The sequence below is a fragment of the Cellulomonas sp. P4_H12 genome (genome assembly GCF_056400905.1).
Map to the genome: position 1 here is coordinate 97,534 of NZ_JBFUKJ010000017.1, position 26,401 is coordinate 123,934.

General features: G+C 72.9%; 27 protein-coding genes and 1 tRNA gene. 13 read left to right on the plus strand and 15 right to left on the minus strand.

Annotated features, from left to right (window positions below):
* Window positions 1-114 precede the first annotated feature (114 nt).
* Window positions 115-627, plus strand: coding sequence for a hypothetical protein (locus AC1DQC_RS11520; protein WP_477051369.1), 513 nt, complete (start codon window positions 115-117; stop codon window positions 625-627).
* Window positions 628-674: 47 nt separating this feature from the next.
* Window positions 675-750: transfer RNA gene (locus tag AC1DQC_RS11525), tRNA-Asn, on the plus strand.
* Window positions 751-826: 76 nt separating this feature from the next.
* Here the strand turns inward: AC1DQC_RS11525 and AC1DQC_RS11530 are convergent.
* Window positions 827-1,492 carry a response regulator transcription factor gene (locus AC1DQC_RS11530; protein WP_477051370.1) on the minus strand — a complete coding sequence of 222 codons (666 nt, stop codon included), beginning with the start codon at window positions 1,490-1,492 and terminating at the stop codon, window positions 827-829.
* Between the two features lie 92 nt (window positions 1,493-1,584).
* Here AC1DQC_RS11530 and AC1DQC_RS11535 point away from each other — a divergent pair, with 92 nt between their 5' ends.
* From AC1DQC_RS11535 to AC1DQC_RS11545, 3 genes are all read left to right on the plus strand, one after another.
* A complete protein-coding gene (locus tag AC1DQC_RS11535) occupies window positions 1,585-1,863 on the plus strand; it encodes a GlsB/YeaQ/YmgE family stress response membrane protein (protein ID WP_477051371.1) in 279 nt (92 codons plus the stop codon).
* A 217-nt stretch (window positions 1,864-2,080) separates the two neighbouring features.
* Window positions 2,081-2,401, plus strand: coding sequence for a hypothetical protein (locus AC1DQC_RS11540; RefSeq protein ID WP_477051372.1), 321 nt, complete (start codon window positions 2,081-2,083; stop codon window positions 2,399-2,401).
* Window positions 2,402-2,551: 150 nt separating this feature from the next.
* On the plus strand, window positions 2,552-3,133 hold the full coding sequence (locus AC1DQC_RS11545; protein ID WP_477051373.1) for a dihydrofolate reductase family protein: 582 nt from the start codon (window positions 2,552-2,554) through the stop codon (window positions 3,131-3,133).
* Window positions 3,134-3,144: 11 nt separating this feature from the next.
* On the opposite strand, the gene AC1DQC_RS11550 is transcribed toward AC1DQC_RS11545, so the two are convergent.
* The 3 genes from AC1DQC_RS11550 to AC1DQC_RS11560 are packed head-to-tail and all read right to left on the minus strand — an operon-like array spanning window position 3,145 to window position 7,089.
* The gene (locus AC1DQC_RS11550) at window positions 3,145-3,765 is read right to left on the minus strand and encodes a CG0192-related protein (protein WP_477051374.1); all 621 of its coding nucleotides are present in this window, start codon (window positions 3,763-3,765) and stop codon (window positions 3,145-3,147) included.
* A gap of 40 nt (window positions 3,766-3,805) precedes the next feature.
* Window positions 3,806-5,944: an amylo-alpha-1,6-glucosidase gene (locus tag AC1DQC_RS11555; RefSeq protein WP_477051375.1), complete on the minus strand. Its 2,139-nt coding sequence runs from the start codon at window positions 5,942-5,944 to the stop codon at window positions 3,806-3,808.
* Window positions 5,944-7,089, minus strand: coding sequence for a glycosyltransferase family 4 protein (locus tag AC1DQC_RS11560; RefSeq protein WP_477051376.1), 1,146 nt, complete (start codon window positions 7,087-7,089; stop codon window positions 5,944-5,946). The genes AC1DQC_RS11555 and AC1DQC_RS11560 overlap by 1 nt, the downstream gene beginning before the upstream one ends.
* A 484-nt stretch (window positions 7,090-7,573) precedes the next feature.
* Here AC1DQC_RS11560 and AC1DQC_RS11565 point away from each other — a divergent pair, with 484 nt between their 5' ends.
* Genes AC1DQC_RS11565 through AC1DQC_RS11580 form a run of 4 tightly spaced genes read left to right on the plus strand, consistent with a single transcriptional unit; the run spans window position 7,574 to window position 9,557 of the window.
* Complete coding sequence (locus AC1DQC_RS11565; protein ID WP_477051377.1) at window positions 7,574-7,741, plus strand: hypothetical protein; 168 nt, start codon at window positions 7,574-7,576, stop codon at window positions 7,739-7,741.
* A gap of 49 nt (window positions 7,742-7,790) precedes the next feature.
* Complete coding sequence (locus tag AC1DQC_RS11570) at window positions 7,791-7,946, plus strand: hypothetical protein (RefSeq protein ID WP_477051378.1); 156 nt, start codon at window positions 7,791-7,793, stop codon at window positions 7,944-7,946.
* On the plus strand, window positions 7,943-8,710 hold the full coding sequence (locus AC1DQC_RS11575; protein WP_477051379.1) for a histidine phosphatase family protein: 768 nt from the start codon (window positions 7,943-7,945) through the stop codon (window positions 8,708-8,710). The genes AC1DQC_RS11570 and AC1DQC_RS11575 overlap by 4 nt, the downstream gene beginning before the upstream one ends.
* Window positions 8,694-9,557, plus strand: coding sequence for an NAD(P)H-hydrate dehydratase (locus AC1DQC_RS11580; protein WP_477051380.1), 864 nt, complete (start codon window positions 8,694-8,696; stop codon window positions 9,555-9,557). Before AC1DQC_RS11575 ends, AC1DQC_RS11580 begins: the two co-directional genes overlap by 17 nt.
* Window positions 9,558-9,620: 63 nt before the next feature.
* On the opposite strand, the gene AC1DQC_RS11585 is transcribed toward AC1DQC_RS11580, so the two are convergent.
* The 3 genes from AC1DQC_RS11585 to AC1DQC_RS11595 all read right to left on the minus strand — a co-directional run bounded on the left by AC1DQC_RS11585 (window position 9,621) and on the right by AC1DQC_RS11595 (window position 12,476).
* Window positions 9,621-9,887, minus strand: a complete 267-nt coding sequence (locus AC1DQC_RS11585) for a GlsB/YeaQ/YmgE family stress response membrane protein (RefSeq protein ID WP_477051381.1) — start codon at window positions 9,885-9,887, stop codon at window positions 9,621-9,623.
* Between the two features lie 97 nt (window positions 9,888-9,984).
* Window positions 9,985-10,683 carry an anaerobic ribonucleoside-triphosphate reductase activating protein gene (locus tag AC1DQC_RS11590; protein WP_477051382.1) on the minus strand — a complete coding sequence of 233 codons (699 nt, stop codon included), beginning with the start codon at window positions 10,681-10,683 and terminating at the stop codon, window positions 9,985-9,987.
* Window positions 10,680-12,476, minus strand: coding sequence for a ribonucleoside triphosphate reductase (locus tag AC1DQC_RS11595; protein ID WP_477051383.1), 1,797 nt, complete (start codon window positions 12,474-12,476; stop codon window positions 10,680-10,682). The genes AC1DQC_RS11590 and AC1DQC_RS11595 overlap by 4 nt, the downstream gene beginning before the upstream one ends.
* 299 nt (window positions 12,477-12,775) lie before the next feature.
* Between AC1DQC_RS11595 and AC1DQC_RS11600 the strand changes: the two genes are divergently transcribed.
* On the plus strand, window positions 12,776-15,217 hold the full coding sequence (locus AC1DQC_RS11600; protein ID WP_477051384.1) for a flippase-like domain-containing protein: 2,442 nt from the start codon (window positions 12,776-12,778) through the stop codon (window positions 15,215-15,217).
* Between the two features lie 9 nt (window positions 15,218-15,226).
* Here AC1DQC_RS11600 and AC1DQC_RS11605 read toward each other — a convergent pair whose 3' ends face one another.
* From AC1DQC_RS11605 to AC1DQC_RS11615, 3 genes are all read right to left on the minus strand, one after another.
* On the minus strand, window positions 15,227-16,192 hold the full coding sequence (locus tag AC1DQC_RS11605) for an aldo/keto reductase (RefSeq protein ID WP_477051439.1): 966 nt from the start codon (window positions 16,190-16,192) through the stop codon (window positions 15,227-15,229).
* A 2-nt stretch (window positions 16,193-16,194) separates the two neighbouring features.
* Window positions 16,195-16,347, minus strand: coding sequence for a hypothetical protein (locus tag AC1DQC_RS11610; RefSeq protein ID WP_477051385.1), 153 nt, complete (start codon window positions 16,345-16,347; stop codon window positions 16,195-16,197).
* 86 nt (window positions 16,348-16,433) lie between these two features.
* Complete coding sequence (locus AC1DQC_RS11615; protein WP_477051386.1) at window positions 16,434-16,856, minus strand: transferase; 423 nt, start codon at window positions 16,854-16,856, stop codon at window positions 16,434-16,436.
* Window positions 16,857-16,951: 95 nt separating this feature from the next.
* Here AC1DQC_RS11615 and AC1DQC_RS11620 point away from each other — a divergent pair, with 95 nt between their 5' ends.
* Window positions 16,952-17,590, plus strand: a complete 639-nt coding sequence (locus tag AC1DQC_RS11620; RefSeq protein ID WP_477051387.1) for a 4'-phosphopantetheinyl transferase family protein — start codon at window positions 16,952-16,954, stop codon at window positions 17,588-17,590.
* A gap of 185 nt (window positions 17,591-17,775) precedes the next feature.
* Window positions 17,776-18,573 carry a transglutaminase-like domain-containing protein gene (locus AC1DQC_RS11625; RefSeq protein ID WP_477051388.1) on the plus strand — a complete coding sequence of 266 codons (798 nt, stop codon included), beginning with the start codon at window positions 17,776-17,778 and terminating at the stop codon, window positions 18,571-18,573.
* A 2-nt stretch (window positions 18,574-18,575) separates the two neighbouring features.
* On the opposite strand, the gene AC1DQC_RS11630 is transcribed toward AC1DQC_RS11625, so the two are convergent.
* The 3 genes from AC1DQC_RS11630 to AC1DQC_RS11640 all read right to left on the minus strand — a co-directional run bounded on the left by AC1DQC_RS11630 (window position 18,576) and on the right by AC1DQC_RS11640 (window position 22,518).
* A complete protein-coding gene (locus AC1DQC_RS11630; RefSeq protein WP_477051389.1) occupies window positions 18,576-19,151 on the minus strand; it encodes a VIT1/CCC1 transporter family protein in 576 nt (191 codons plus the stop codon).
* 86 nt (window positions 19,152-19,237) lie between these two features.
* Window positions 19,238-21,169 (minus strand): DNA primase, encoded by a 1,932-nt coding sequence (dnaG, locus tag AC1DQC_RS11635; RefSeq protein WP_477051390.1) that lies wholly within the window; start codon window positions 21,167-21,169, stop codon window positions 19,238-19,240.
* Between the two features lie 41 nt (window positions 21,170-21,210).
* Entirely contained in the window at window positions 21,211-22,518 is a 1,308-nt protein-coding gene (locus AC1DQC_RS11640; RefSeq protein ID WP_477051391.1) for a deoxyguanosinetriphosphate triphosphohydrolase, read from the minus strand.
* Window positions 22,519-22,636: 118 nt separating this feature from the next.
* Here AC1DQC_RS11640 and AC1DQC_RS11645 point away from each other — a divergent pair, with 118 nt between their 5' ends.
* A complete protein-coding gene (locus AC1DQC_RS11645; protein ID WP_477051392.1) occupies window positions 22,637-23,647 on the plus strand; it encodes a LacI family DNA-binding transcriptional regulator in 1,011 nt (336 codons plus the stop codon).
* Between the two features lie 4 nt (window positions 23,648-23,651).
* Here the strand turns inward: AC1DQC_RS11645 and AC1DQC_RS11650 are convergent, their stop codons facing one another.
* The gene (locus AC1DQC_RS11650; protein ID WP_477051393.1) at window positions 23,652-25,499 is read right to left on the minus strand and encodes a glycoside hydrolase family 13 protein; all 1,848 of its coding nucleotides are present in this window, start codon (window positions 25,497-25,499) and stop codon (window positions 23,652-23,654) included.
* The gene (locus AC1DQC_RS11655) at window positions 25,496-26,401 is read right to left on the minus strand and encodes a sugar ABC transporter permease (protein ID WP_477051394.1); all 906 of its coding nucleotides are present in this window, start codon (window positions 26,399-26,401) and stop codon (window positions 25,496-25,498) included. The genes AC1DQC_RS11650 and AC1DQC_RS11655 overlap by 4 nt, the downstream gene beginning before the upstream one ends.

Genomic DNA, 26,401 nt, shown 5'->3' on the forward strand with positions numbered 1-26,401 from the left:
GGGTGACCGCGCCTCCTTCCACGATCCTCCTCCGGGCAATCTGATACTTGTGTCCCGGTTTGTGACTTTGACGTACCGGATCGGGCGCGTGTGACACGCGGGTACCGTTGCCGCGTGGCCCTGTTCTCCCGTCGTCGGCTGCCTGCCGCCGACCGCACCCGGCTCGACCTGCGGCCCGGCGACGCCGTCCTCGTGAGCACCCAGCTCGCCGACGGGCGCTGGGCCGTCGCGACGCGCCACGCACTGCACCTCCTCGGCGCGGACGGACCGGCGCAGCGGCACCCCTGGTCGGACGTCGACCACGGTTCGCTCGACCCCGCCACCCGCACGATGACCCTGCGATGGGTGTGGGGCGACTCCGAGCGGCTGACGTTCGCCGAGGTCCCCGGGTCGTTCGCGTTCTCCCAGACGTTCCGGGAGCGGGTCCAGCAGTCGGTCGTCCATGCGGTGTCCGTCACACTTCCCGATGGCCGCCGCGCACGCGTGGTCCTGCGCCGCGACGAGGCCGGTGTGCTGTTCACGCAGGTCCTCGGCGATGCCTCCGTCGACCTGTCAGACCCGGCCGTCGCGGCCGTCGTGGACGCCGCCGAGGACGAGGTCCGCGACGCCGTCGGACTCCCCCGCTGAGCGTCCGAGGCACCCTCGAACGGCTGCTAGAGTTTCTTCCCGCACGATCCCTCGTAGCTCAATTGGCAGAGCATCCGACTGTTAATCGGACGGTTACTGGTTCGAGTCCAGTCGAGGGAGCCAGTATCACCGCAGGTCAGGCCTCCTTTCGAGGGGGCCTTCGTGCTGTCGTGCCAGATGCGTGCCGATGCCTGGTTCTCTACGGCCCGCCGCGCCAGTGGTCGATGCGGCGGTGGTCGGGGACAAACCCGTGGTTGACGCCCCACAGCACGGCCTGGGTGCGGCTCTGGGCGCCGATCTTGCGGTAGACCGAGCGGATGTAGGACTTCACCGTGTTCGGGCTGAGGTAGGTGTGCGCGGCGACCTCGGCGTTGCTCAGCCCCTGGGTGATCAGCGCCAGGATCTCCGACTCCCGGTCCGTCAGACCCTCACCGCGACCCGGCCAGTCCAGCCCGTTCGCGGGCCGCACCCGACCCGGGACCTCGCTGACCACCACCTCGCCGGCATGGACCGCCTCGAGCGCGGCGACGAAGTCGCGGGCCGGCAGTGCCTTCGACAGGTACCCGCGGACGCCCTGGTCGCGGGCGCTGGCGACCAGGTCCGGGTGGAAGTTCCAGGTGAACACGACCACCTTGCGGGCGCTGGGGTTGCGGACCAGCTCACCGATCTGCTCGTGGTCCGACTCCGGCTGGGCGAACGCGTCGTACAGCACGATGTCCACGGCCTGCTCGACCGGCGCGTTCGTGTCGATCTCGGCCACCACGACCCGGTCGCGGTACTCGTCCAAGATCTTGGCCACGCCCATCACCACCACGTCGTAGTCGTCCACGAGCGCGACCGTGAACGGCTGCTGGGGTGCGGGCATACCTCACGATAAACCCCCCTGGGGGTGTAGTGCACCCACCCTAGGGGTGGTGAAGTCGAGGGGTATCAATCGCCCCACCAGGAGGTTTCACCATGCTGGGACTCATCATCACCATCATCGTCGTCGGCCTCATCGCGGGCCTGCTCGCACGCCTCATCGTCCCGGGCCGGCAGAACCTGTCCATCGCCATGACCATCGTCATCGGCATCATCGGCTCGTTCGTCGGCGGATTCCTCGGCTACCTGTTCTTCCGCAGCGACGCCGCCGACGGCTTCCTGCAGCCCGCCGGCATCATCGGATCGATCATCGGCGCCATCATCGTGCTGCTCATCTGGATCCGCGTCGGCGCCCGCCGCTCCATCACCAGCTGACCCCACCGCGGGTTCCGGTCTCACGACCGGACCCGTGGTGCTGCGTGGTCGCCCGGACGGGTGAAGAGGGGGCGCTCGCCGCGCCGCCGCCGTCCGGCGCTGCCATCTTCCTGTCAGTGAAGCCGACGATCGCGGACCTGCGCCTGGAGCCTGGCCGCGGACAGCACGACACACAGCAGCTAGAGGTCATAGCTCTGCGTTGAGGAAAGGAGACGCCATGAGCGTGGCACAGACCCTCTGGGCCTCCATCCAGGAGGACCCGGTCTTCATGAGGAAGATCAACGGCTGGCTCACAGTCTTCTGGCTGCTGAACTTCCCACCCGTGATCGCGGTCTACATCTGGGCGCCGGACGCCTGGAAGCAGGCGTCGATCCTCTACCTGGCCCTCGTGTCCATCTACGCCAACGTCGCCGGTCACCTAGCAGCGTGGCAAGCATCCCGGATCGAGGTCCTCCAGAACGACGACGCCAACGTGGCGGACGTGCTCGAGAAGGTGGAGGAGATCCACGCCGTCACCAACGGAGCGAGCAAGGGGTGACGGACTGACGTGGGTGGCGGCGATCTCCAAGTGATGCGCGCCGCCCACGGGCTGGCTTGCCATCATCGGGCTGAGCGCGACGATGAGTTGGGGGCGAGCGCGACCCCGCGACGCAGGCCACGACGCGTGCCGGCTCGGAAGGGGACTGCCATGACCGCTGTGTACACCTGGGACGTCTTCTCGACCCTCGACGGCTACGGCTCGTTCGTCGACGGCGCCGACTGGGGTGGCTACTGGAGCAAGCAGGGCCCCGAGCTGCTCGAGCACCGCGCGGCACTGTTCGAGACCGAGCAGCGCCTGGTGTTCGGCGCCACCACCTTCCGCGAGATGGCGGGGATCTGGTCGTCGGGGATCGATCCCCTCCTGGTGGACGAGTGGAACACGCGGTTGCGGCGCATGCCGGCGATCGTGCTGTCCTCGACCCTGGACGACACCCTCGGGTGGCCCGACGCGTCGATCGAGAGGGGCGACGCGGCGGAGGTCGTCGCCCGGCTGAAGCAGGAGTCCGACGTGCCGCTGCGGTCCCCGGGCGGCAGCCTGTCGCTGAACCGGGCACTGATGGCCTCCGGACTCGTCGACCGCCTCCAGCTCACCCTCTTCCCCGTGATCTCCGGAAGGACCGGGGCCAGCCCGATCCTCGCGGGTGCGGCCGACTTCGAGCTCGAGCTGCTGGAGAGCCGGACGCTGGACGGTCGCACCCAGGAGCTCGTCTACCGCCCGACTCTGCGCTAGCGGCGCCGGTCTCAGTCGACGTAGGCCAGCACGACCGGGGACGCGAGGCCCGACCACGTGCCCGTGAGCGTGGACTCGCGGTCGGTGGGAGGAGCCGCGTGCCCGTCGAGACGGCGCCGGACGACGAGGCGCAGCGCTCCCGACGTCTCCACGACCGTCGTCGAGTCGTCCGAGGACACGCGCACGTCGCGGACGGGCGGGACGTCACGCGCGCCAGAGCCGCTCGCGGTCACGCGCATGCTCGGTTCTCGCGGGGCGTCCGCGCCCTCGACCCTCTCCTCGGCCTGGTCGACGCCGGCCAGCAGCACGGACGCGAGCGCGGCGGCGTAGACGGGGTCCCCGGTCGCGTCGTAGATCCAGCGGCGCCCGAGCACGGAGTGCTCCATGGTGCAGATCAGGAACGGTTCCGCACCGGCCAGCGGGGCGCCCCGATAGGTCAGCGGGACCTGGAGCAGGTCCCCGTCCGCACTCGACAGGACGTGCGTCTCGATGCCGACCTCGCCGTCCGGGTCGTCGAACCGGTACGCAGCCACGAGCGCGAGCTCCCGCTTCCCCCAGGGCTGCGTAGGAACCCAGTCGTTGAGCAGCTCCGCCTTGGTCGGGCTGATGGTGGCGCGGTGGATCAGGGCCATCGGCCGACCTTAACGTGCGACCGGAGAACCGAACGCCCGGTTATCGCGGATCCAGGTCGTGGCGCAGAGGACGTGGGGCGCGGGAGAGCTTGAGGTCCGCAGGCAGGTCGGCGATGTCCGCGTGGTCGTTCGACGCGACGTCGAACCGCACGCGCGCGCCGCCCAGCGGCACGTTGTCGAACCGCACCCGACCGAAGCCCGCCGGCATCGCGGGCGCCAGCCACACCGTCCCGTGCGGCAGGCACGGGTCGTACCGCAGCAGCGTCCGGAGCAGCAGCATCGGGGTGGTCGTCGCCCAGGCCTGCGGCGAGCAGGACGTGGGGTACGGGACGGGACCCTCGGGGTACTCGTCGCGCGCGAACCCGCAGAAGAGCTCGGGGAGCCGCCCTCCGAACCGGTCGGCCGCCTCGAGGAGGCCGACCGCGATGCGCTGGGCCTGCTCGACGAACCCGTAGCGCATCAGGCCGGCGGCGATCAGGGCGTTGTCGTGGGGCCACACCGAGCCGTTGTGGTAGCTGGCCGGGTTGTAGGCGCCCATGTCCGACGCCAGCGTCCGGACGCCCCAGCCGGTGAACATCGACGGCGACAGGAGCCGGTCGGCGACCGCCTCGGCCTTGTCCTCGTCGACGATGCCGGTCCACAGGCAGTGCCCGATGTTCGAGGCCGACGAGTCGACGGGGCGCTTGTCGCCGTCCAGGGCGAGGGCGAACATGCTGCGGTCCGGCAGCCAGAACCGTCGGTTGAACTCCTCCTTGAGCTGTGCCGCGCGGTCGCGCCACTGCTGGGCCAGCCGTTCGTCCCCCTGGTGCCGGGCGAGCAGGGCACGCGCGACGTAGGCGGCGTAGACGTACCCCTGGACCTCGCACAGCGCGATCGGGGTGCGCGGCAGAGACCCGTCCGCGAAGGTGATCCCGTCCCAGGAGTCCTTCCAGCCCTGGTTGGCCAGCCCGCCGCCGTGCAGGCGCTCGTACTCGACGAAGCCGTCGCCGTCGCGGTCGCCGTACTCCTCGACCCAGGAGAGCGCGCGGTCGACGTGGGGCAGGAGGGAGGCCAGCTCACCGTCGGCGACGCCCCACCGGCACAGCTCGCCGACGAGGCACACGAAGAGCGGGGTCGCGTCGGCCGTCCCGTAGTACACGCCGCCGCCGCCGAGCGCGAGCCCGGTGTCGACCCCCAGCCGCACCTCGTGCAGGATCCGGCCGGGCTGCTCCTCCGTCGACGGATCGACCTTGGTGCCCTGGTAGTGGGCGAGCGTCTGCAGCGTCCCCAGCGCGAGCGACTGGTCCACGGGCAGGGCCATGAACGACGCGAGCAGCGAGTCGCGGCCGAACAGCGCCATGAACCACGGCGCACCCGCCGCGACCGCGGTGCGCTCGGGGTGCGCCGGGTCCGTGATGCGCAGCGCACCCAGGTCGGTCTGGCTGCGCTCGAGGATGCGCTGCAGGGACTCGTCCTCCACCCCGACGACGGGGCCGCGCTCGCGCCAGGCACGGTACCGGCGTGACGGGACGGACTCCTCCAGCGGCTCCCCCATGGGAAAGCTGATCGCAGCCCGCGCCCCGTCCACGACCGGGTGCGCGATGACGTGCCCCGACCACGACCCGCGAGCGGGCACGGTCACCCGGAACGTGAGGCCGCCGAGGTCCGGCTCCGCACCGCCGTCGGACGTGATCACCACGCCGCGGCGGTGCTCGTGCCACTGCGCCTCCAGCACGAGCTCGCGCCCCTCGATCCGGGCGCTGCGGTCCCAGGCGCGCTTGACCCGGCCGTCCTTGACCTCGAACAGGTCGGCGAAGTCCGCCGCGATCCGGACGGTGAGCTCGCAGGTCACGGGCGCCCGTCCGTAGTTGCGCACCAGGATGTCCTCGCGCAGCCCCGTGGCGACGCGGCGCTGACGCTCGACCACGAGCTCGGTGTCGTCCAGGCCGTCGCGCGCGTTCCGGCCGACGAACACCGCACGGAACGGCTCGGGTGTCATCACGGCGAGCGCCTCGAGGGGTCGGCCGTCGACGAGCACCTGCCAGCCCGAGATGATGCGCGTGTCCTCGAAGAAGACGCCCTGCGGGCGGCGCGGATCGATGTCGCCGTCGATCCCCGAGAGGCAGAACGACGAGCCCTCGAAGAGCGTGACGGCGCCCGGGCCGCCCGTCGGGACCATCGCTTCGTCGGGCGTGGTCATCACGACAGGCGGGAGCGCCGTGCCGCCAGCGCCGTCGAGCCGACCACGAGGGGTGCGCCGCTCGCGACGGCGGCATCCACGCCGGTGACCGGGGTCGACCATGCGGGCCGGCTCTGCTCGAGTGCCCGCGCCTCGACCACCTGTGTGTACAGGCGGACGTGGTCGGCCACCATGCGCTCCGTGGCGAAGCGCTCGCACGCCGCTGCCCGGCAGGCTGCGCGGTCGAGGGTGCCCGCGTCCCGCAGTGCGGCGACCAGCTCCGGCTGGGTGCGCCGCAGGTAGCCGGTGACACCGTCGTCGACGATCTCGGGCGCCGCACCTGCCGGGGTCGCGACCACCGGCGTCCCGCACGCGAGCGCCTCGAGCATCACGAGGCCGAACGGCTCGGGCCACTGGATGGGATTGAGCAGTGCCGTCGATCCGCCGATCAGGGCGAGCTTGTCCGCCTCGCCGAGCTCGCCCACGTACTCGATCTCGCGCGAGAGCAGCGGGCGGACCTGCTCCTCGAAGTACTCGTGCTCGCGGGGCTCGCGCAGCTTGGCGGCGATCTTCAGGGGCATGCCGGCCTCGCGAGCGATGAGCGCCGCCTCCCGCGGGCCCTTCTCGCGGCACATCCGTCCGACGAAGCTGACGTACCCGCCGTCGCCGGCGCCGACCGGGACGGTATCGACGTCGATGCCGTGGTGGATCACCGCCGCGACGGGGATGTCTCCCGCGGTGGACGCCTGGTGGTGGGAGATCGCGACGATGGCGACGCCGTTCATCGCCTCGTACAACGGCGACAGTGCGGCGTTGAACGGCCCGTGGTTGGTGGTCACCACAGGAGGGACTCGATGCTCGTGGTTCAGCAGCGGCCCCGCGAGCGTGTGGTCGTGGATCACGTCGACGTCGAGCATCGCGTCGTACGCGCGCAGGACGTGCGTCAGCTCCGAGACCGAGTCGCCCGTCAGGGGACGGTCCAGGGGTGCCTCCGCCGTGCCGGGGACCTGTGGCACAGGGCACTCGCTGTTGGCGGCGGCGGCGAGGACCACGTCGTGGCCCGCGTCGAGCAGTCCTCGGGCAAGGCGGTCGATGACGGACTCGGTACCGCCGTAGGCGGGGGGCGGTACGGGGACCCAGGGAGGGGCGATGATTCCGATGCGCATGGTGGGCCGATGTCTCTGCGACGTCCGGACGCGCCACGCCTCGACGCGCGACCAACGCTACGCCCGGGTTTCCCGGCCCGCGCGCCCTGGACCGGGTTCGCACCACGGCGCAGGATCGGCACGGGCACGCTCCCCGAGCAGGGCGCGGCTGAGCGCGCGATGATCGAACCGCTCCTCGGGTGCCTGGAGCACGAGGCCAGGGCACCGGGTCGACACCGCCGCCCTCGTGGCGGCCCGCACGGAGGAGGACCGCAGTGCGAGCAGCCCCGCGCTGGGTGCACGACCTCCTCGCGCTCTGGCGTTCGCAGAGCGTGCGCGCCGTGCGCTGGCGCCGCACGCCGGGACGTCGCGGACCGTCGAGCGGCTGACCGGTCGCGCCTGCCTGCGGTCCGGCGCATGATCGGAGCTGAGGCGAGGCATGCCTGAGGCCGCCGCCGGACGGGCTCCAGAGTCGCGGCCCACAGCACGACCGTGGGAGCCCATGATGAGCCAGACCACCCCCGACCCGATCGAGGGCCGCGACGACCCGTTCCGGTCCGACGACGACGCGCGCGAGGAGAGCCGTCCCGACGACGAGACCCGCGTGGGCCTCCCGTTCGTCGGTGTCGCGGACACCGACCCCGACCGCGACGAGCCCGGCGACCGGGTGTAGCCCCGCTCGACCCCCACCACCGACCCGCTCGATCCAGGACGGAGCCACGATGGACCACGAGAACAGGGATGACCCGAGGGCCGACGACACACCGCCGCTGCCCGGGACGACCGCGCCGGAGGGCGAGACCGAGCAGGGGGACAACCAGGACGTCGCGGCGGAGAAGATCTACCCGACCGACCCCACCGGAGCCGAGCCGGCGTGAGCGCAACCACCACGCCGGCGCCCGTGGGCGTCTCCGAGCTCACGCTGGTCCGCCACGGCGAGAGCGTCGGCAACGTCGCCGCGACCGCCGCGGAGCGCGCGGGTCTCGAGATCATCGACCTCGAGACCCGCGACGCCGACACTCCCCTCTCGGCGCTGGGCGCGGAGCAGGCCCAGGCCCTGGGCACCTGGCTCCGCGAGCACGGCGAGGGCGCGGGCCCGCAGGTCGTCTGGTGCTCCCCGTACGTGCGGGCGAGGCAGACGGCCACGATCGCGCTGGAGGCCGCCGGCTCCGCGCTCGCGCTGCGCCTCGACGAGCGTCTGCGCGACCGGGAGCTGGGCATCCTCGACCTGCTCACCTCGACGGGCGTCGATGCCCGGTACCCGACCGAGGCGGCTCGCCGGCGCCATCTGGGCAAGTTCTACTACCGCCCGCCGGGCGGCGAGTCCTGGGCGGACCTCGTCCTGCGGGTGCGCTCGTTCCTGTCCGACCTGGATCGCGTGGAGCAGGGCAGGCGGGTACTCGTCGTCGCGCACGACGCCGTCATCATGAGCATGCGGTACGTGTGCGAGGCGCTCACCGAGGAGGGCGTCCTCGACCTGGCGCGGCACACGCCCGTGCGGAACGCCGCCGTCACCCGACTCGTCCGCACGCCGACCGGTTCCGGGTGGACGCTGGCGGCGTTCAACGAGGACGACCACCTCGAGCGCGAGGGAGCGCCCGTGACCACGCACGCCGGGGACCGCGATGCCCTCCCGCACTGAGCTCCTCACGCCGGCACTCCTGCGCGACTGGCCGCTGCCGGCCGACGCGACGTCGAAGTACGGCCGCGGGCAGGTGGTCATCGTCGGCGGAGCTCGTCGGACGCCCGGCGCGGCGCTGCTCGCCGGGGTGACCGCGCTCCGCGTCGGGGCAGGTCGCCTCACCCTGGGCGTCGCGGGGTCCGTCGCGGTCGCCCTGGCGATCGAGCTGCCGGAGGCGGGCGTGACCGGCCTGCCGGAGACGGCGGACGGGTGCCCGGACGGCACGGGGACCGACCAGCTGGCGGGCGACCTGGCGACCGCGGACGCGGTCCTGGTCGGTCCCGGCCTCGACGACCCCGAGCGGACGGTCGACCTGCTCGACGCGCTCGCCCCCGCCGTCCCGGCGAAGGTCCCGGTGCTGCTGGACGCCTTCGCGCTGGGGGTCCTCCCCCGCGTGCCGGAGACCGCCGAACGGCTCGCGGGCCGACTCGTGCTGACGCCGAACCCGAAGGAAGCCGCGCTCCTGCTCGGAGTCGAGGAGGTCGACGACCGCACGTGCGCGCGCATCGCCGCGAAGTACGGCGCCGTCGTCACCTGCCAGGGCCGGATCGCTGACCCGGACGGGGCGCAGTGGGAGGTGTCGACCGGGATGCCGGGCCTGGCCACGTCCGGCAGCGGGGACGTCCTGGCCGGGGCCCTGGTGGGGATCCTCGCCCGCGGCGCCGAGCCTGCTCAGGCCGCCTGCTGGGCGACGCACCTGCACGCGGCTGCCGGCGACCGGCTCGCGACGCGGATCGGCCACCTCGGCTACCTGGCGCGGGAGCTCCCGGACCAGCTGCCCACGCTGCTCGACGAGCTCGCCCCCTGACGGTGCCGGGACCCGGCGCACCGGAGCGGCCCGCCACCGTGCGGGCCGCTCCGGGTATCGGGGTCACGCCCGACGGCGCGAGCTCCCGGCGACGATGGACACGCCGATCGCGGCGAGGACGACCTGGAAGATGAGCTCGATCCAGTCGATGCCGTCCGTCGTCTGGACCCCGACGAGACCGGCCAGCCAGGTGCCGAGCAGCGCCGCGACGATGCCGACGATGATGGTCACCAGGATCGAGATGTTCTGTCGGCCACGCACGACCAGGCGGCCGAGCACGCCGATGATGGCGCCGATGATGATGGCGGAGATGATGCCTGCGGGGGTCATGGTTGCTCCTCGAGTTGTGGACGCGGGGTACCGCGACGAGTGAATCTAGGGCCGATCGGCCGGGCCCGCTCGTCGAGAGGGACGACAGGGTCTGGGCTCAGCGAACGACCGACCCGGACGCCTGCAGAGCGGCCCTGGTGAGCGCCCGCCGGTACTCGTCCGTCGTCCCGTCCGGGCGCGCCTCCTGCAGGACGTGGCGTCGGACGCCCAGCCCGGCCAGGAGCTCGCTGAGCTCCGCGACGTCGTCGGCCGCGAGCACGGTGGGGTCGACCGTGGTCCGGACCTCGACGTCGACCCCGGAGCCGAGCACCAGCCGCAGCGACGCGAACGTCGCGTCGGCGCTCGTCGTCGGCCCGCCGACGCGGGTGATCGCCCGGTACAGCCGCGCGGGCGCCTTCACGTCGAACCCGACCCAGTCGAGGAGCGGGAGAAGGGCCGGCAGGCGGGCCGGGTAGGCACCCGAGGTGTGCAGCCCGACCGCGAAGCCGGCGCCGCGCACCTCGCGGGCCGCCGCGACGAGCGCCGCCTGACGGGTGGGCTCGCCGCCAGAGAACACGACGCCGTCGAGCAGGCCGTGCCGTCGGGCCAGCAGCTCGCGGACGTCCTGCCACGGCACGGCGCCGGCCGTGCGGGGGTCCAGGATCGCGGCGTTGTGGCAGTAGGTGCACCGCCACGGGCAGCCCTGCAGGAAGACCGTCGCGACGAGCCGGCCGGGCCAGTCGCACGACGACAACGGGGTCAGGCCCGCCACGGCGAGCGCGTCAGCGCCCGGCCGCGGCGGGACCCGCCCGGTCATGCGAGCGCCGCCGCCGTCTCGCGGAAGGGGGTGCGCTCGGCGTGCTCGCCCTTCTTGCCGATGTTGAACGAGCTCACCGGGCGGTGGTACCCCATCACCCGGGTCCAGACCTCGCACTTGTCGTGGCACTGCGGGCACGTCGGGTGCTCGCCCGCCAGGTACCCGTGCCGGGGACAGATGGAGAACGTCGGCGTGACCGTCAGGTACGGCAGGCGGAACCGGGTCAGCGCGCGACGGACGAGCTCGCGGGCCGCGTCGGGCGTCGAGAGGCGTTCGGCCATGTAGAGGTGCAGGACCGTGCCGCCGGTGTACTTCGTCTGCAGCTCGTCCTGCCGCTCGAGCGCCTCGAAGGGGTCCTCGGTGAAGCCGACCGGCAGCTGCGAGGAGTTGGTGTAGTACGGGTGGTCGTCCGTGCCGGCCTGCAGGATGCCCGGGAACCGGCGGCGGTCCTCCTTCGCGAACCGGTACGTCGTGCCCTCGGCGGGCGTCGCCTCCAGGTTGTAGAGGTGCCCGGTCGCCTCCTGGAACTCGACCATCCGGGCCCGGACGTGGTCGAGCAGCCGGAGCACCTGGGCGTGCCCCGCGGGGTCGGTGAGGTCGTGCCGGTCGCCCGTGAAGTTGCGCACCATCTCGTTGAGTCCGTTGACGCCGATCGTCGAGAAGTGGTTGTCGAGCGTGGCGAGGTAGCGCCGCGTGTACGGGAACAGGCCCTCGTCCAGGTAGCGCTGGATGACGGTCCGCTTGAGCTCGAGCGACGCCCGCGCGAGGTCCAGCAGACGGTCGAGCGCCGCGATCAGGCCGGCCTCGTCGCCCGCGTGCAGGAAGCCGAGACGCGCGCAGTTGACCGTGACGACACCGAGCGACCCCGTCTGCTCCGCCGAACCGAACAGGCCGTTGCCACGCTTGAGCAGCTCACGCAGGTCCAGCTGCAGGCGGCAGCACATCGAGCGGACGTCGCCGGGGCTCATCTCGGAGTTGAGGAAGTTCTGGAAGTACGGCAGCCCGTAGCGGGCCGTCATGGCGAACAGCCGGTCCGCGTTCGGGCTGTGCCAGTCGAAGTCGTGCGTGATGTTGTAGGTGGGGATCGGGAAGGTGAAGACGCGGCCCGATGCGTCCCCGTCGGTCATCACCTCGATGTAGGCGCGGTTGATCAGGTCCATCTCGGCCTGCAGGTCGCCGTAGGTGAAGTCGCAGGGCACCCCGGCGACGAACGGCACCTCCTCGCGCAGGTCGTCCGGGCAGGTCCAGTCGAACGTCAGGTTGGTGAACGGCGTCTGCGTGCCCCACCGCGAGGGCACGTTGAGGTTGTAGACGAGCTCCTGGACGCCCTGCCGGACCTGCTCGTACGTGAGGCCGTCGATCCGCACGAACGGTGCCATGTACGTGTCGAACGAGCTGAACGCCTGGGCGCCCGCCCACTCGTTCTGCATCGTCCCCAGGAAGTTGACGATCTGGCCGACCGCCGAGCCGAAGTGCCGCGGCGGGCGGGCGTCGACCTTGCCCGGGACCCCGTTGAGGCCCTCCGCCAGGAACGACCGGAGCGACCAGCCCGCGCAGTAGCCCGACAGCATGTCGAGGTCGTGGACGTGCAGGTCCCCGTCGCGGTGCGCCCGGCCGACGTCGGCCGGGTAGACGTGGCTCAACCAGTAGTTGGCCACCACCTTCCCCGCCGTCTGCAGGATCAGGCCGCCGAGCGAGTACCCCTGGTTGGCGTTCGCGTTGACCCGCCAGTCCGTGCGCTCGAGGTACTCCTCGATCGACGCACCGACGTCCACGACCACCCTGTCCGACATCTCCTGCTCCCGTCTCCACGCTCCGAAGCCCTCGACCGCCGACCACGCCGTCCTGCGAGGACTAGATGGAGAGGTTTCTACGCCCGCCGATCGGGCGGCCCGGGGACCTAGGTCCTGGCCGCGGTCCCGCCCCCGCACGGCGTCCCTGGGCGTCGGCCCACGTACCGGCGTGTCGCTGACGGCACGGTTCTCTGCGCCGAAGCTCCCACCCCAGCCGACCTCGTCCCAGTAGCCTCGGACCGACCGTCCACCGGGCGGCGCGGTGTGCGTGTCGCTCCGTCGGTGTGCCAGGAGGCTCGATGGCCCTGAGGCCGGTGCGGTCCGGCCCGGACCTGGGCGGGTTCGTCCGCGTCTGGTCGTCGGCGGCCGATGCGCCGCGGCTGCGGCGGCCGACCGACGTCCTCCTGCTGGTCGGCTCCGTCCTGGTCCTGGGGCTGCTCGCCCTCGCGGCGCCGGGACCGACCGGGGCCGACGAGGCCCTCGACACCTTCCTGGCCTGGCTCGAGCCCGTGCTCGGCTGGCTGTGGACCGTCATCTACGCGGTCCTCACCCTGTGGGCCCTCGGGGTGGTCCTGCTCGCCGCGGTCAGTCGCGGCCGTCGCCGTCTCCTGGTCGACCAGGCCGCTGCATCCGCCCTGGCGGTCGGTGCGGCGCTGGCGGTCGGGGCGCTGGCCGGGACCGATCCGTCGGACATCGTCGACGCCTTGGTGTCGTCGGGTCCTCCGGTCGTCTACGTCGCCACGCGGGTCGCGGTCGTCACGGCGATCGTCGTCACGGCCTCGCCGCACCTCGCCCGGCCGTGGAGGTACGCGAGCCGCTTCGTGATCGCCCTGGGCGCTGTCGCCGCGATCGGCCTGCAGGCGACCAACCTGCTCGGCGCGACCGGCGCGATCGCCGTGGGCATCGCCGCAGCGGCGATCGCGCACCTGGTGCTCGGGTCACCGCCCGGCCGCCTCACCGACGCGCAGGTGCAGGTCGCCCTCCTGGACCTCGGCGTGCCGACCACGCAGGTCGCCCCGACCGCGACCCGCGAGCGCGCGGACAACCTGCTGTCCGCGCGCGGCGCGGACGGCACGTCCCTGCTGGTCACGGTCTACGGTCGCGACGCCTGGGACAGCCAGGTGGTCGGGTCGCTGTGGACCGCGCTGACCCGTCGGGGCGAGCAGGCGCACGTGTGGGGCACGCGGCGGTCCCGGGTCGAGCACGAAGCCCTGTTCACCCTGCTCGCCGCGCAGGCCGGCGTGCCGACGCTCGACGTCGTCGCGGTGGGCATCGCGGAGCAGGGTGACGCCTTGCTGGTGACGAGCGCCCCGCGCGCGTCGCTGCGGGAGCTCGACGACGAGGCGCTGACCGACGACCTCCTCGACGACATGTGGCGTGCCGTGGTCGCGCTGAACGAGGCGGGCATCGCGCACGGACGGATCGACGGCAGCCGCGTCGTCGTCCGGAACGACGGCGCGGCCGCCCTCGCGGACTTCGACGCCGCGTCGCGGACCTCCGACGAGAGCGACCTGCACACCGACCGGGCCCGGCTCCTCGTCGCGACGGCCCTCACCGTCGGTCCCGGCCGCGCGCTCGCGGCGGCGGTCGTCGCCCTCGGCCTCGAGGGCCTCGCGGACGTGCTGCCCTACCTCCAGCCCGCAGCCCTCGGGCGCAGCACGCGTGCTGACCTCCGGTCGGTGAGCTGGACCCTCGAGGAGCTCCGGGCTGCGGCCGTCGCCACCGCGGGGGTCGAGGAGCCCCCGCTCGAGCGCTTGCGGCGGGTGACCCCCAGGTCCGTCGGCACGCTCCTGGTCATCGGTGTCGTCGCCTACCTGCTGGTCTCGCTGCTCGCCGGCATCGACCTCGCCAGCGTCGCCGCCGCGCTCCGCTCCGCCGACTGGCCCTGGGTCGTCGCCGCGCTCCTGGTCTCGCCCTGGATCCAGGCGTCGCTCGCCGGGTCGACCCTCGGCGCGGCGACCGCACGCCTGCGCTACGTCCCGGTGCTGATGCTGCAGTACGCCATCCAGTTCATCTCGCTCGTCGTGCCCGCGTCCGCCGCCCGCCTCGCGCTCGAGGTCCGCTTCTTCCAGAAGTTCGGCATCCCCGCCGCGACGGCGTTGTCGTTCGGCCTCATCGACAGCGTCAGCGGGTTCGTCGTCCAGATCACGCTGATCCTCGTGATCCTGGTCAGCGGCCTGCCTGGGTTCACCTCGAAGCTCCTGAGCGGGTCGAGCACCACGAGCGACACCTCGTCCGGCCCGTCGCTCATCGTCCTGCTCATCGGGCTCGTCGTGCTCGGCATCGTCGTCACGCTCGTGGTCCCCCGGCTCCGGCGACGACTCACCGCCAGGATCCCGGAGATCCGCGCCGCGGTGACGGAGCAGGCACGCGCGGCACACTCCGCGCTCAGCGTCCTGCGTCGGCCGGGGAAGGTCGCCGCCATGCTGGGCGGGAACCTGGGCGCGCAGCTGCTGCAGGCCGCCGTCCTCGCCCTCTGCCTCCAGGCGTTCGGTCAGACCGCGCACTTCTCGCAGCTGATCCTCATCAACACCGCGGTGAGCCTGTTCTCCGGCCTCATGCCCGTCCCCGGTGGCATGGGGGTGGCCGAGGCCGGGTTCACGGTCGGGCTGCAGGCCATCGGGGTGCCCAGCGCGATCGCGGTCTCCACGGCCATCACCTTCCGGCTGGTGACCTTCTACCTGCCACCCATCTGGGGGGCGGCAGCGATGCGCTGGCTGCGCCGCAACGAGTACGTCTGACGGAGACGGTCAGGGAGCCCGGTAGAAGTTCCGCTCCCAACGGTGGCGGCGGAGCACCGCGACCTGCGCGTCGGTCAGCCGGCGACCGTCGCTGGTGGCCGCGTTGCGCTCGACGTTGCGCACGGTGCGCATGCCGGGGATCACCGTCGACACGGCGGGGTTCTCCAGGACGTAGCGCAGTGCGATGTCCGGCAGCTGGTCCGCGCTGATCCCGAGGTCGTCGACGAGCGCGGCGACGTGCTGCTCGACCTGGGCTGCCCGGTCGCCCCCGAAGTAGGTGTTGCGGAAGTCCCCGTCCGGGAACGTGGAGCCCGCCGTGATGCGGCCGGTCAGGCCGCCCTCGTCGAGCGCGACCCGCACGATGACGCCCACGCCGTGCTCCGCGCAGGCGGGCAGCAGCTGCTCCTCCGGCTGCTGGTGCCACACGTTGGAGATCACCTGCACCGTGTCGACCGCGCCGCTGCGCACGAGAGCGAGCGCGTTCTCCGGCTGGTAGTCGTTGATCGAGACGCCGAAGAACCGGATCTTGCCCTCCCGGCGGAGGTCGTCGACCGTCTCCAGCCAGTCGCCACGGCCGATCCAGTCGTCGCTCCAGACGTGCAGCTGCAGGACGTCGAACGCCTCCCGGCCGGACGCGGCGAGGCTCGTCTCCAGGCTGCTCCGGATGTGCTCGCCGGGGAACGTCTCGTCCGGGTGCAGGCCGCCCGGGGCGGGCCACACGCCGTTCTTGGGCGGCACCTTCGTCGCCACGAGCACCTCGGGGTGGTCCCGCAGGACGGCCCCGACGATCCGCTCGCTCTCGCCGTAGCCCCGCGCGGTGTCGACGAAGTTCACGCCGAGCTCGATCGCGCGGTGCAGGGCCGCCACGGACTCGTCCTCGCTGGCGCCGATCCACGACGACGCGCCGATGCCCCAGGCACCGAAGCCGATCTCCGAGACGTTCAGGCCCGTGGTGCCCAGCGGGCGCAGCTGCATGCTCACGCCTCCGGGAGGTCCTCGCCCTCGGCGGGCTCGCTGGCATGCTCACGGTCGTCCACGCCACGGGTTCCCGGGGACGTCGCGCCCTCGGCCGGCTCGCTGGCGTGCGCGCGGGTCTCGTCGTCCGGGAGCGGCGGGGTGTCGGTGCTCATGCGTCGTGCCTCCTTCGCGGGCGCGCTGGTCGGCGTCCTGTCCTTGCGACGTTACGCCCGAGCCGGCCGAGCGCGCCCGTCGGGGGCTACGCCGCGATCCCGTACGACGCGGCGCGGCCGCGCCGTGCCACGGTGGCGCCGTCCTTGACGACGGCGTCGGCCGGCACCTGAGCCCGCGGCTCGACCACGACCGCCTGCCCCACTCGCGCTCCGGGGCCGATGCGTGCCCGCGTACCCACGCGCGTGCCGCGCCCGAGGTGGACGTTGCGGTCGACCACCGCGCCGGCGCCGAGCACGACGTCGACGTCGACCCAGCTGCCGGGGCCGACGCGGGCGGCGTCGTGGACGACCGCCCCGGTCTCCACCCAGGCGGTCTCGGCCAGCCAGGCGTCCTCGTGCACGTGCGCGGACGGCGAGACCAGGCCTCCGCCGTTCGGGTGCTTCGCGTACCGGACGACCACGCCCCGGTCGTCCTCGAACTCCACCTGGCCCGTTCTGCGTCGCGTCATGCTGCTCCTCGTCCTCGTTTCTCAGATGACATAACGACGAAGGGTGCTGCGAGATTCCAGGGCCGCCCGCGCGCGAGGCTGCGACACTGCGCAGCATGATCGACCGGGTGCTGCCGGCGGGCGTGCAGGCCGCCGAGCACGCCGGTCCCCCGCCGCCTGCCGCGCTGCTCGCGTCCGAGGAGGCCGGCGTCGCGGGTGCCGTGCCGGGTCGGCGGGGCGAGTACGCCGCCGTCCGCGCCTGTGCGCGGACTGCCCTGGGGCGGCTCGGCCTCGAGGGCGTCGCCGTGCCGGCGGGCGCGGACCGCGCCCCGGTCTGGCCCGCCGGGATCGTCGGCAGCATGACGCACTGCGACGGCTACCGGGCGGCGGCGGTCGGGCTCGCGCGCGACTGGATCGGCCTCGGGATCGACGCCGAGGTGCACGCCCCGCTGCCTCCCGACGTCCTGGACATCGTGCTGAACCCCGCCGAGCGCGCGGCGCTCGCAGGCGCGGACCCCGCGCTGTGCCTCGACCGCGTCCTCTTCTCCGCCAAGGAATCGGTCTACAAGGTCTGGTACCCGGTGACGCGTTCGTGGCTCGGGTTCGAGGACGTCGACGTGCGCCTCGGCGACGGCACGTTCGTCGCGCGGCTCGGCCCGACGGGGCTCGGCACGCGCGAGCTCTACGGCCGCTGGGCGGTCGGCGACGGGCTGCTGGTGACCGCGGTCGCGCTGGCCCGGCCTACCGACCGGTAACCGCCGCCTCACAGGTGCCTGTCGGAGCCGCCCAGGCGTGCCCGGCACACGTCGCCGACACGCCGCTGACCTGCACGTTCACCGGGCACTGTCCGCGGGCTGGACGGAACGCCCCGCGGGCCTCACACTTGCGCCTGCCCCTCTAGATGGTCCGGCCGCCGATGGCCGGGAAAGGACCCGCGGCCGTGCTGCGCACCGTGACTTCGCACCTGTCTCTCGACGTGCGCACCCCGCTCGAGATCCTGCTCTCCATCGCCGTCGCCGACGGCTCCTACGACCGCTCGGAGATCCTCTCCGTGCGGCACGAGGACGGCCCCCTGGACGTCGCCGAGATCAAGATGGCGCACGGCGGCCGCATGCACCGCGTGCTCGCTCCGGCGGGCCGCCTGGTGGTCGACTACCAGGCCACCGTGACGGGCCTGTCGGACCTGCCCGCCGTCGAGGACATCGACCTGGTCGAGTACCGCCGGCCCAGCCGGTACGCGGAGTCGGACCGCCTGCTGGCCTTCGCCCGCGACCAGTTCCGCGGCATCGAGGGCCCCGAGCTGCTCGACGCCGTGGTCGCCTGGGTCACCGGCCACGTCACCTACCTGTCGGGCTCGAGCCTGCCGACGGACGGCGCCACGGACACCCTGCTCAAGCGCCGGGGCGTCTGCCGCGACTTCGCGCACCTCGTCGTCGCCCTGCTGCGCGCCAAGGACGTCCCGGCCCGGCTGGTGTCGGTCTACGCGCCGGGCCTGAAGCCGATGGACTTCCACGCCGTCGCGGAGGCGTACGTCGACGGCGCGTGGCACGTGGTCGACGCGACCCGGCTGGCTCCGCGGGAGTCGCTCGTGCGGATCGCCACCGGCCGCGACGCGACGGACACCGCGTTCCTCTCGTACTACGGGGGGCAGCTCTCGATCCGGGCCATGACGGTCACCGCCGCGGTGCACGCCGTGCTGCCGGTCGACGACGGCACGGGGCTCGTCGCGCTGCGCTGACGCTAGACGGACAGCCCGACCAGGGCGCCCACGCCGAACGTCACGGCCATGGCGACCGACCCGCCGACCACGTTGCGCAGGATCACACGGCCGGGCTCGGCGTCGCTGAACCGGGCCGCCACCAGACCGGTGACCACGAGTGCGACCACGACGGCGGCGAAGGTGGCCGGCACGCGGGCGGCACCCCACGGGGCCAGCACCACGAGCAGCGGGACCACGCCGCCCACCAGGAACGACGCGAACGACGCGATCGCAGCGTGCCACGGGTTGGTCAGCTGCTGCGGGTCGTCGTCGACGACGAGGGTGGGCAGCACGCGTCCCCTGCGCAGCGCCGCGCGCTCGGCGTCCCGCTGGCTGCTCACCGACACGTACTCGCCCGCGGCCATCGACAGCGCGCCGGCGACGAGGGCGGCGATGCCAGCGACGGCGATGGTGCTGACGGCCGTCGCCGCGCCGGCCACGCCAAGCACCGTGGCGGCGACCGAGACGATGCCGTCGTTGGCCCCCAGCACACCCGCGCGCAGCCAGTTCAGGCTGGCCAGGGTGGGTGCCGGACGCTCGGCTCGGAGGGTGGTCATGCCGCCACGCTAGAACGCGATCGCGGTCGTGTCACCGAAGCGAAGGCTGCCCTGACCTGCGACGATGCAGGACAGCCTCACCTATGTCAGGCGCTCTCGCGCAGGCTGCGGCGCTGCCCCTCGACCTGCACGAGCTCGGCGAACGCCGCCTGGTAGGCCGCCTGGTCGGCGTCGGCGTCCATCCGCTGCAGCCGCCCCCGCAGCTCGGCGATGTGCCGGGTGTACCCGATCTCGACCAGCCGCAGCACGACGCCCTTGACGTACCCCTCCAGCGCCTCGGGCCGGTCCTCGGGCAGCGGCGCGACGGCCAGCTCCGTGACCAGCGCACGCACCGGCTCCGCGGCCTGCTCGATGACGGCACCCACCCACCCGGTCGACCCGCCGGACGACTGCAGGAGCGGACGCGCGACGGACAGGCCGCCGGCGGCGCGGATGGCCTCGTGCACCGCTCGGTAGGCGGGCGCGCCGAACGCGTCGGCGGGCAGCTCGTCGAAGTCGGCGGCCACCAGGTCCGGGCGCTGGAGCACGACCTCCAGGGCCGTGCGCTCGATCTGCGCGACCGGGTCGCGGCGGTCCGGGACCGGCATGCGGGCGACGGGGACCGGCACCGGCTCCCCCGAGGGTCGCTCCGGACGCGTGGCTGCCGGCCGCGAGGACGTCGAGGCGCTCTGCACGGCTCGCCGGACGGAGTCCTGGTCGTCGATGCCCAGCCAGCCCGTGAGCAGCCGGGTGTACTCGGGCCGCAGGGCGGCGTCCCGGATGCCCGCGACGATCGGCGCCGCCGCGCGCAGGGCGCCGATCCGCCCCTCGACCGTGCGCAGGTCGTAGGACGCGAGGGTCGAGCGGATGACGAACTCGTAGAGCGGCGTGCGGCCGGCGACGAGCGCGCGCACGGCGTCGGGGCCCTTCGCCTGGCGCAGCTCGCAGGGGTCCATGCCCGACTTCTCGACGGCGACGAACGTCTGCGCCGAGAACGACTGGTCCTCGCCGAACGCCCGCAGCGCGGCCTTCTGTCCCGCGGCGTCACCGTCGAAGGTGAAGATGATCTCGCCGCCGACGGACGCGCCCGACGCCAGCTGGACGCCGCCGCTCGAGCCCGAGTCGCCGATCAGCCGGCGCACGATCCGGGCGTGGTCGGACCCGAACGCGGTGCCGCAGGTGGCCACGGCCGTACCCACGCCGGACAGGTGCATGGCCATGACGTCGGTGTAGCCCTCGACCACGACCACGCGCTTCTCGCGCTGGAGCTCCCGCTTGGCCAGGTCGATGCCGTAGAGCACCTGCGACTTCTTGTAGAGCGGAGTCTCGGGCGTGTTGAGGTACTTGGGCCCCTGGTCCTCCTCGAACAGGCGGCGGGCACCGAAGCCGACGGTCTCCCCCGTCAGCTCGCGGATGGGCCAGACCAGGCGGCCGCGGAACCGGTCGTACACGCCGCGCTGCCCCTGGCTGACCAGGCCGGACAGCGTGAGCTCGGCCTCCGTGAACCCGCGGCCACGCAGGTGCCGCATGAGGGAGTCCCAGCCCTGCGGCGCGAACCCCACGCCGAAGTCCGCCGCTGCGGACCGGTCGAACCCGCGCTCGGCGAGGAACTGGCGGCCCGCGGCAGCGGCGGGGGTGCTCAGCTGCTCGCGGTAGAACTCCTCGGCCACCTTGTGCGCCTCGATGAGCCGACGTCGCTTGCCCGGTTCCTCGCCGGGACGCGGTGCGCCGCCCTCCTCGTACCGCAGCTGGAGGCCGACCTTGCCGGCCAGGTACTCGACCGCCTCGGAGAACCCGAGCCCGTCGACCTTCTGCACGAAGTCGATGACGTCGCCGCCCTCGCCGCAGCCGAAGCAGTGGTAGCGGCCCACCTGGGGGCGCACGTGGAACGACGGGGACCGCTCGTCGTGGAACGGGCACAGGCCCTTCATCGAGCCGACGCCCGCCGACCTCAGCGTGACGTGCTGCCCGACGATGTCCTCGATGTGGGCACGCTCGCGGACCGCCTCCACGTCCTCCCGCCGGATCCGTCCTGCCACGCGAGGAGTCTAGGCGTCGGGGCCGACGCACCGGACCGGGTTCACACGAAAGCCGCGGGCCCGCCGTGCCGCGGCGGGTGCACCAGCCGGGCGTGCAGCTCGGCGGCGGAGACGTCGGTGAGCGAGGCGACCTGGTCGATCACCACGCGCAGCCGGGCAGCGTCGTCGGCCGCCTCCGCCCAGTCCGCCGCGAACGGCGGCTCGAGCGCGATGGGCGCCCGTTCGGACAGGACGTGCACGAGGTCGACGAGCACCTCGCGCTGGCGGTGGTAGAGCGGCTCGAGCTCGCGCGGCGCCATGACGTAGGCGACCGCGAGGCCCTTGAGCACCAGGATCTCGGCCAGGGTCTCGTGCGGCACGATCAGGTCGGCGCCGTAACGCGTGAGCGGGCCCGGACCGTAGACCTCGCGCGTGGCCAGCTGGGAGGCCTTGGCGAACCGGCCGATGAGCTGGCTGGTGGAGTCCTTGAGCGACGCCAGCGCGGCGCGCGACCCGTCGAAGCCCGGTCGCCAGAGGTTGGCCGCCAGCAGCCGGTCCATCGCCTCCTGCAGACCGTCCGCCGTCACCGCGTCGCCGTACCAGGTCTGCACTGCCTCGACCACGCGCTCGCGCTCGGCGGGGACGCCCAGCACCTCGAGGTCGAGGCGCCCGCCGACCACCGCGTCCTCGACGTCGTGCACCGAGTACGAGATGTCGTCCGCCAGGTCCATGACCTGCGCCTCGAGGCACTTGCGCCCCTCCGGCGCGTGCTCGCGCAGCCACAGGAAGACGGGCAGGTCGTCCTCGTAGACGCCGAACTTGTGCGTCGGCCTGCCGCTGGCCGCGCTCACCGGTCCCTGCAGGTGCCGCCACGGGTACTTGACCGAGGCGTCGAGGCTGGCGCGCGTGAGGTTGAGCCCCACCGCGCGGCCGTCCGGCGCGACGACCTTCGGCTCCAGGCGCGTGAGCAGGCGCAGCGTCTGGGCGTTGCCCTCGAACCCGCCGATGCCCTTGGCCAGCTCCGCCAGCGCGCGCTCGCCGTTGTGCCCGAACGGCGGGTGGCCCAGGTCGTGCGCGAGGCAGGCCGTGTCGACGATGTCCGGGTCGCAGCCGAGCGCCTTGCCGATCTCGCGGCCCACCTGCGCGACCTCGAGCGTGTGCGTGAGCCGCGTGCGCACGAAGTCGTCCGACGACGGACCCAGCACCTGCGTCTTGGCGCCGAGCCGCCGCAGCGCCGAGGAGTGCACCAGGCGCGCGCGGTCGCGCTCGAAGGCGGTCCGTTCGCGCGACTTCACCGGCTCCTGCACCCAGCGCTCCCGGTCGGCGTCGACGTACCCGTCGAGGTCGAGGGACTGGTCGAGTGCGGTCACGAGCCCAGCGTAACGAGCGGTCACTGCGCGGACGGGCGCGCCTGTGCGGGACGTCGGCACGGACGCGCGGAGCCGCGGCGAGGGACGAGCCGGTCGGGCGTCCCCTACGCTGCGGCCTGTGCGCACGCGTCTGACGGATCTGGCCGAGCAGGCCGGGGTCAGCACGGCGACGGTGTCTCGGGTCCTCAACGGCAAGCACGGCGTGTCGGCCCAAGCCCGTCAGTCCGTGCTGGCCGCCCTCGACGTGCTCGGCTACGAGCGCCCCGAGAAGCTGCGCACCCGGTCGGCCGGTCTGGTCGGCCTGGTCGTCCCGGAGCTGTCCAACCCCGTGTTCCCGGCGTTCGCGCAGGTCATCGAGACGATGCTCACCGAACGGGGCTACACCCCGCTGCTGTGCACGCAGTCCCCCGGCGGCACCACCGAGGACCAGTACGTCGAGATGCTGCTGGAGCACAACGTCGACGGCATCGTGTTCGTCTCCGGCCTGCACGCCGACACCACGGCGAGCCGCGCCCGCTACCACCGGCTGCGCAGCCGCGGCATGCCCATCGTGCTGATCAACGGGTACGCCGAGGGCGTCGACGCGCCTTCCGTCTCGACCGACGACTCCGCCGCGCTCGACCTGGCCTTCCGGCACCTGGTCTCGCTCGGCCATCGCTCGATCGGCCTAGCCATCGGCCCGGAGCGGTTCGTGCCTGCCGCTCGCAAACGGGTGGAGTTCGCGGCGAACCTCGAGCGTCATCTCGGCGTGACCGACGCCGACGCCCACGTCGTCACCACGCTGTTCACCGTCGAGGGCGGCCAGGCGGCGGCGCTCGACCTCATCGCGACGGGGCACACCGCGATCATCTGCGGCTCCGACCTGATGGCCCTCGGGGCCATCCGCGCCGCGCGCTCGCAGGGCCTCTCGGTGCCGGGCGACCTCTCCGTGGTCGGCTTCGACGACTCCCCGCTCATCGCGTTCACCGACCCGCCGCTGACCACGGTGCGCCAGCCCGTGCAGTCGATGGGCCACGCGGCCGTCTCCGCGCTCGTCGCGGAGATCACGGGCACCCCGGCCTCCCGCACCGAGCTCAAGTTCCACCCCGAGCTCATCGTCCGCGGCTCGACCGGCGCCGCGCGCGCCTGACGCGTCAGGCCAGCCGCCAGACCTGTACGCCCGGGCCGTCGCCGGGCAGCGCGAGCGCGCCGTCGACGTGGGGCAGGTCGGCGCCGCCGTACAGGTTCTGCGCCGCGGAGCCCGCCGCCAGCAGATGCCCCGGCAGCGCGGCGCCGGCCCAGGGGGCTCGGGCCAGCAGCACGAGGACGCGCTCGTCGGGGCTCTCTCGCAGGTACGCCACCGCGTCCTCGGTCACGACCGCCCAGCGCAGGCCGCCGGTGCGCAACGCCGTGGACGACCGGCGCAGCGCGGCGAGGCGCCGGTACGTCTCGAAGGTCGCCTGGTCCCAGTGCGGACCACCGCCCGCGTCGATCTCGTCCCACGGCATGCTCGCGCGCGCGTGCTCCCCGTTGGCACCGGTGAGGCCGCCCTCGTCGCCGGCGAACACGACCGGCGTCCCGGGATAGGTGAAGAGCATCGCGGCGGCCACCTCGGCGCGCTCCCGGGTGCCGACGACCGTGCGGAGCCGAGCCGTGTCGTGCGAGGCGAGCATGTTCCACTGGTGGCGCGTCACCGACCACGGCACGGCGGCGTCGAAGTCCCGCATCGCGTCGACCATCGACCGACCCCCGCGCCGGGGGACGGCGACCGGCAGACCGATGAACGGCAGGCTGCTGCCCGGCTCGACCAGCCACGACCAGATCGGCCGGGTGAACGCCGAGTAGTTCATGTTCACGTGCCAGCCGCCGACGCCCATGTCGGCGCCCGCGTCGTGGAAGTGCTCGGAGACCAGGACGGCGTCCGGGTTGTGGCGGCGCATCGTGGCCCGGATCATCCGCGCGACCTCGTGCGTCTGGTCCTGGGCGCCGTAGCGACCGGTCATGTTGGCGACGTCGATCCGCCAGCCGTCGAGGTGGTACGGCGAGCGCATCCACCGGGCGATCACCGAGTCCGGCCCGTCGACCATCCGCGGGGCCAGTCCGGGCGCGGACCAGTCCAGCTTGGGCAGCGACGCGTGCTCCAGCCAGCCGACGTACCCGGGGGCTTCGTCGGTCCGGTAGTAGAACCGGGCCTCCTCGCTCGTCGGGTCGGCCTGCGCGCGCACGAACCACTCGTGGCCCGCGCCCGTGTGGTTGGTGGTCAGGTCGCCGACGAGCCGCATCCCGCGCGCGTGCAGCCCGGCCGACAGGGAGGCGAGGGCCTCGTCGCCGCCGAGCAGCGGGTCGACTCGGTCGAACGTGCTGGCGTCGTACCGGTGGTTGGACCGCGCCGGGAAGATCGGCGTGAGGTAGAGGGTGTCGACGCCGAGGCGCTGCAGGTGGTCGAGCCGCGACTGGATGCCCGGCAGGTCGCCGCCGTAGAGCTGCGACGAGGTGTCCCGGCCGAGCGCCGCCGGCTCGGTCCCCCACGGGACGGGCTGCGCCCAGTCCGGCAGCGGCCCGGCCGGTGCGCCGTCGTGGCCGGTCGAGCGCGCGAACCGGTCGGGAAACACCTGGTAGACGACCGCCGAGTCCAGCCACGCCGGCGCGGGGCCGTGCGCCGACAGCCGGAAGTCGGCGGCGTCCGGGACGTCCCGCCGGTGCATGCCGCGCCCGTTGAGCCAGCGGTAGCCGCCGGGCTCGTCGAACAGGAACCGGTAGCTGGTGAGCGGATTGTGCACGAGGACGTCCGCGACGTACCAGCGCTCGTCCGCCGTGACCCGGTCGAGCCGCGCCTCCTCCAGCCGGGGCTCGCCGTCGCGCACGGTCCGCAGCCAGACCGCCCGCTCGGGGTTCCCGACCGGGACGCGCACCCGGACCGGCACCCGTTCGCCGAGCGCCGCGCCCGGGGGCGCGTAGAGCGGCGAGCCGTCGTGGTGCGGGTCGTCGAGCAGGTAGGTCATCCCTTGACCGAACCCGCTGTCAGTCCGGAGACGATGTACTTCTGCAGGAACAGGAAGAGCAGGACGACCGGGATCGCGGCGAGCACCGCGCCCGCAGCGAACAGCCCCCACTTCGCGTTCCGCTCGTCGGCAGCCCAGAAGTACAGCCCGACGGCGAGCGTGTACTGGTCGGGGCGCTGCAGCACGACCTTGGCCACGATGAACTCGCCGAACGTGCCGATGAACGACAGGAGCCCGACGACCGCGAGGATCGGGGCGACGAGGCGCAGGATGATCTTCCAGAAGATCTGGGCGTGGCTGGCGCCGTCGATCTTCGCCGCCTCGTCCAGCTCGCGGGGCACGGTGTTGAAGAACCCGTACATCAGGAACGTGTTCACGCCGAGCGCGCCGCCCAGGTAGACCGCGATGAGCCCCATCCGGCTGTTGAGCCCGAGCATCGGGAACACGTCGCCGATCGAGAGCAGCACGAGGAAGATCGCGACGAACGCGAGCATCTGCGGGAAGATCTGGATGATGAGCAGCGCGGTCAGCCCGCCCTGCCGGCCCTGGAACCGGAACCGCGAGAACGCGTACGCCGCCGCGCCGCCCATGAGCACCGTGCCGATGGCCGTCACCGTGCAGATGATGAGCGAGTTGGCGTACCAGCTGGCGTAGTCGCCGGCGAACAGGTCGCGGAAGTTCTCCAGGTCGACCGTGCGGAAGAGCTTGTTCGAGCCGGTCAGGGTGCCGCCGGGGTTCAGCGACGCGGACAGCACATAGATCAGCGGGAAGACGCAGACCACGATCATCACGACGCCGACGGCATGCCGCCAGCCGACCTCGGCCCACCAGCGGCGACCGTGCAGGGCGCGGTTCTGCTCCACGGCGGTGGCCATCTCGGATCTCTGCACGGTGGTGGCCAT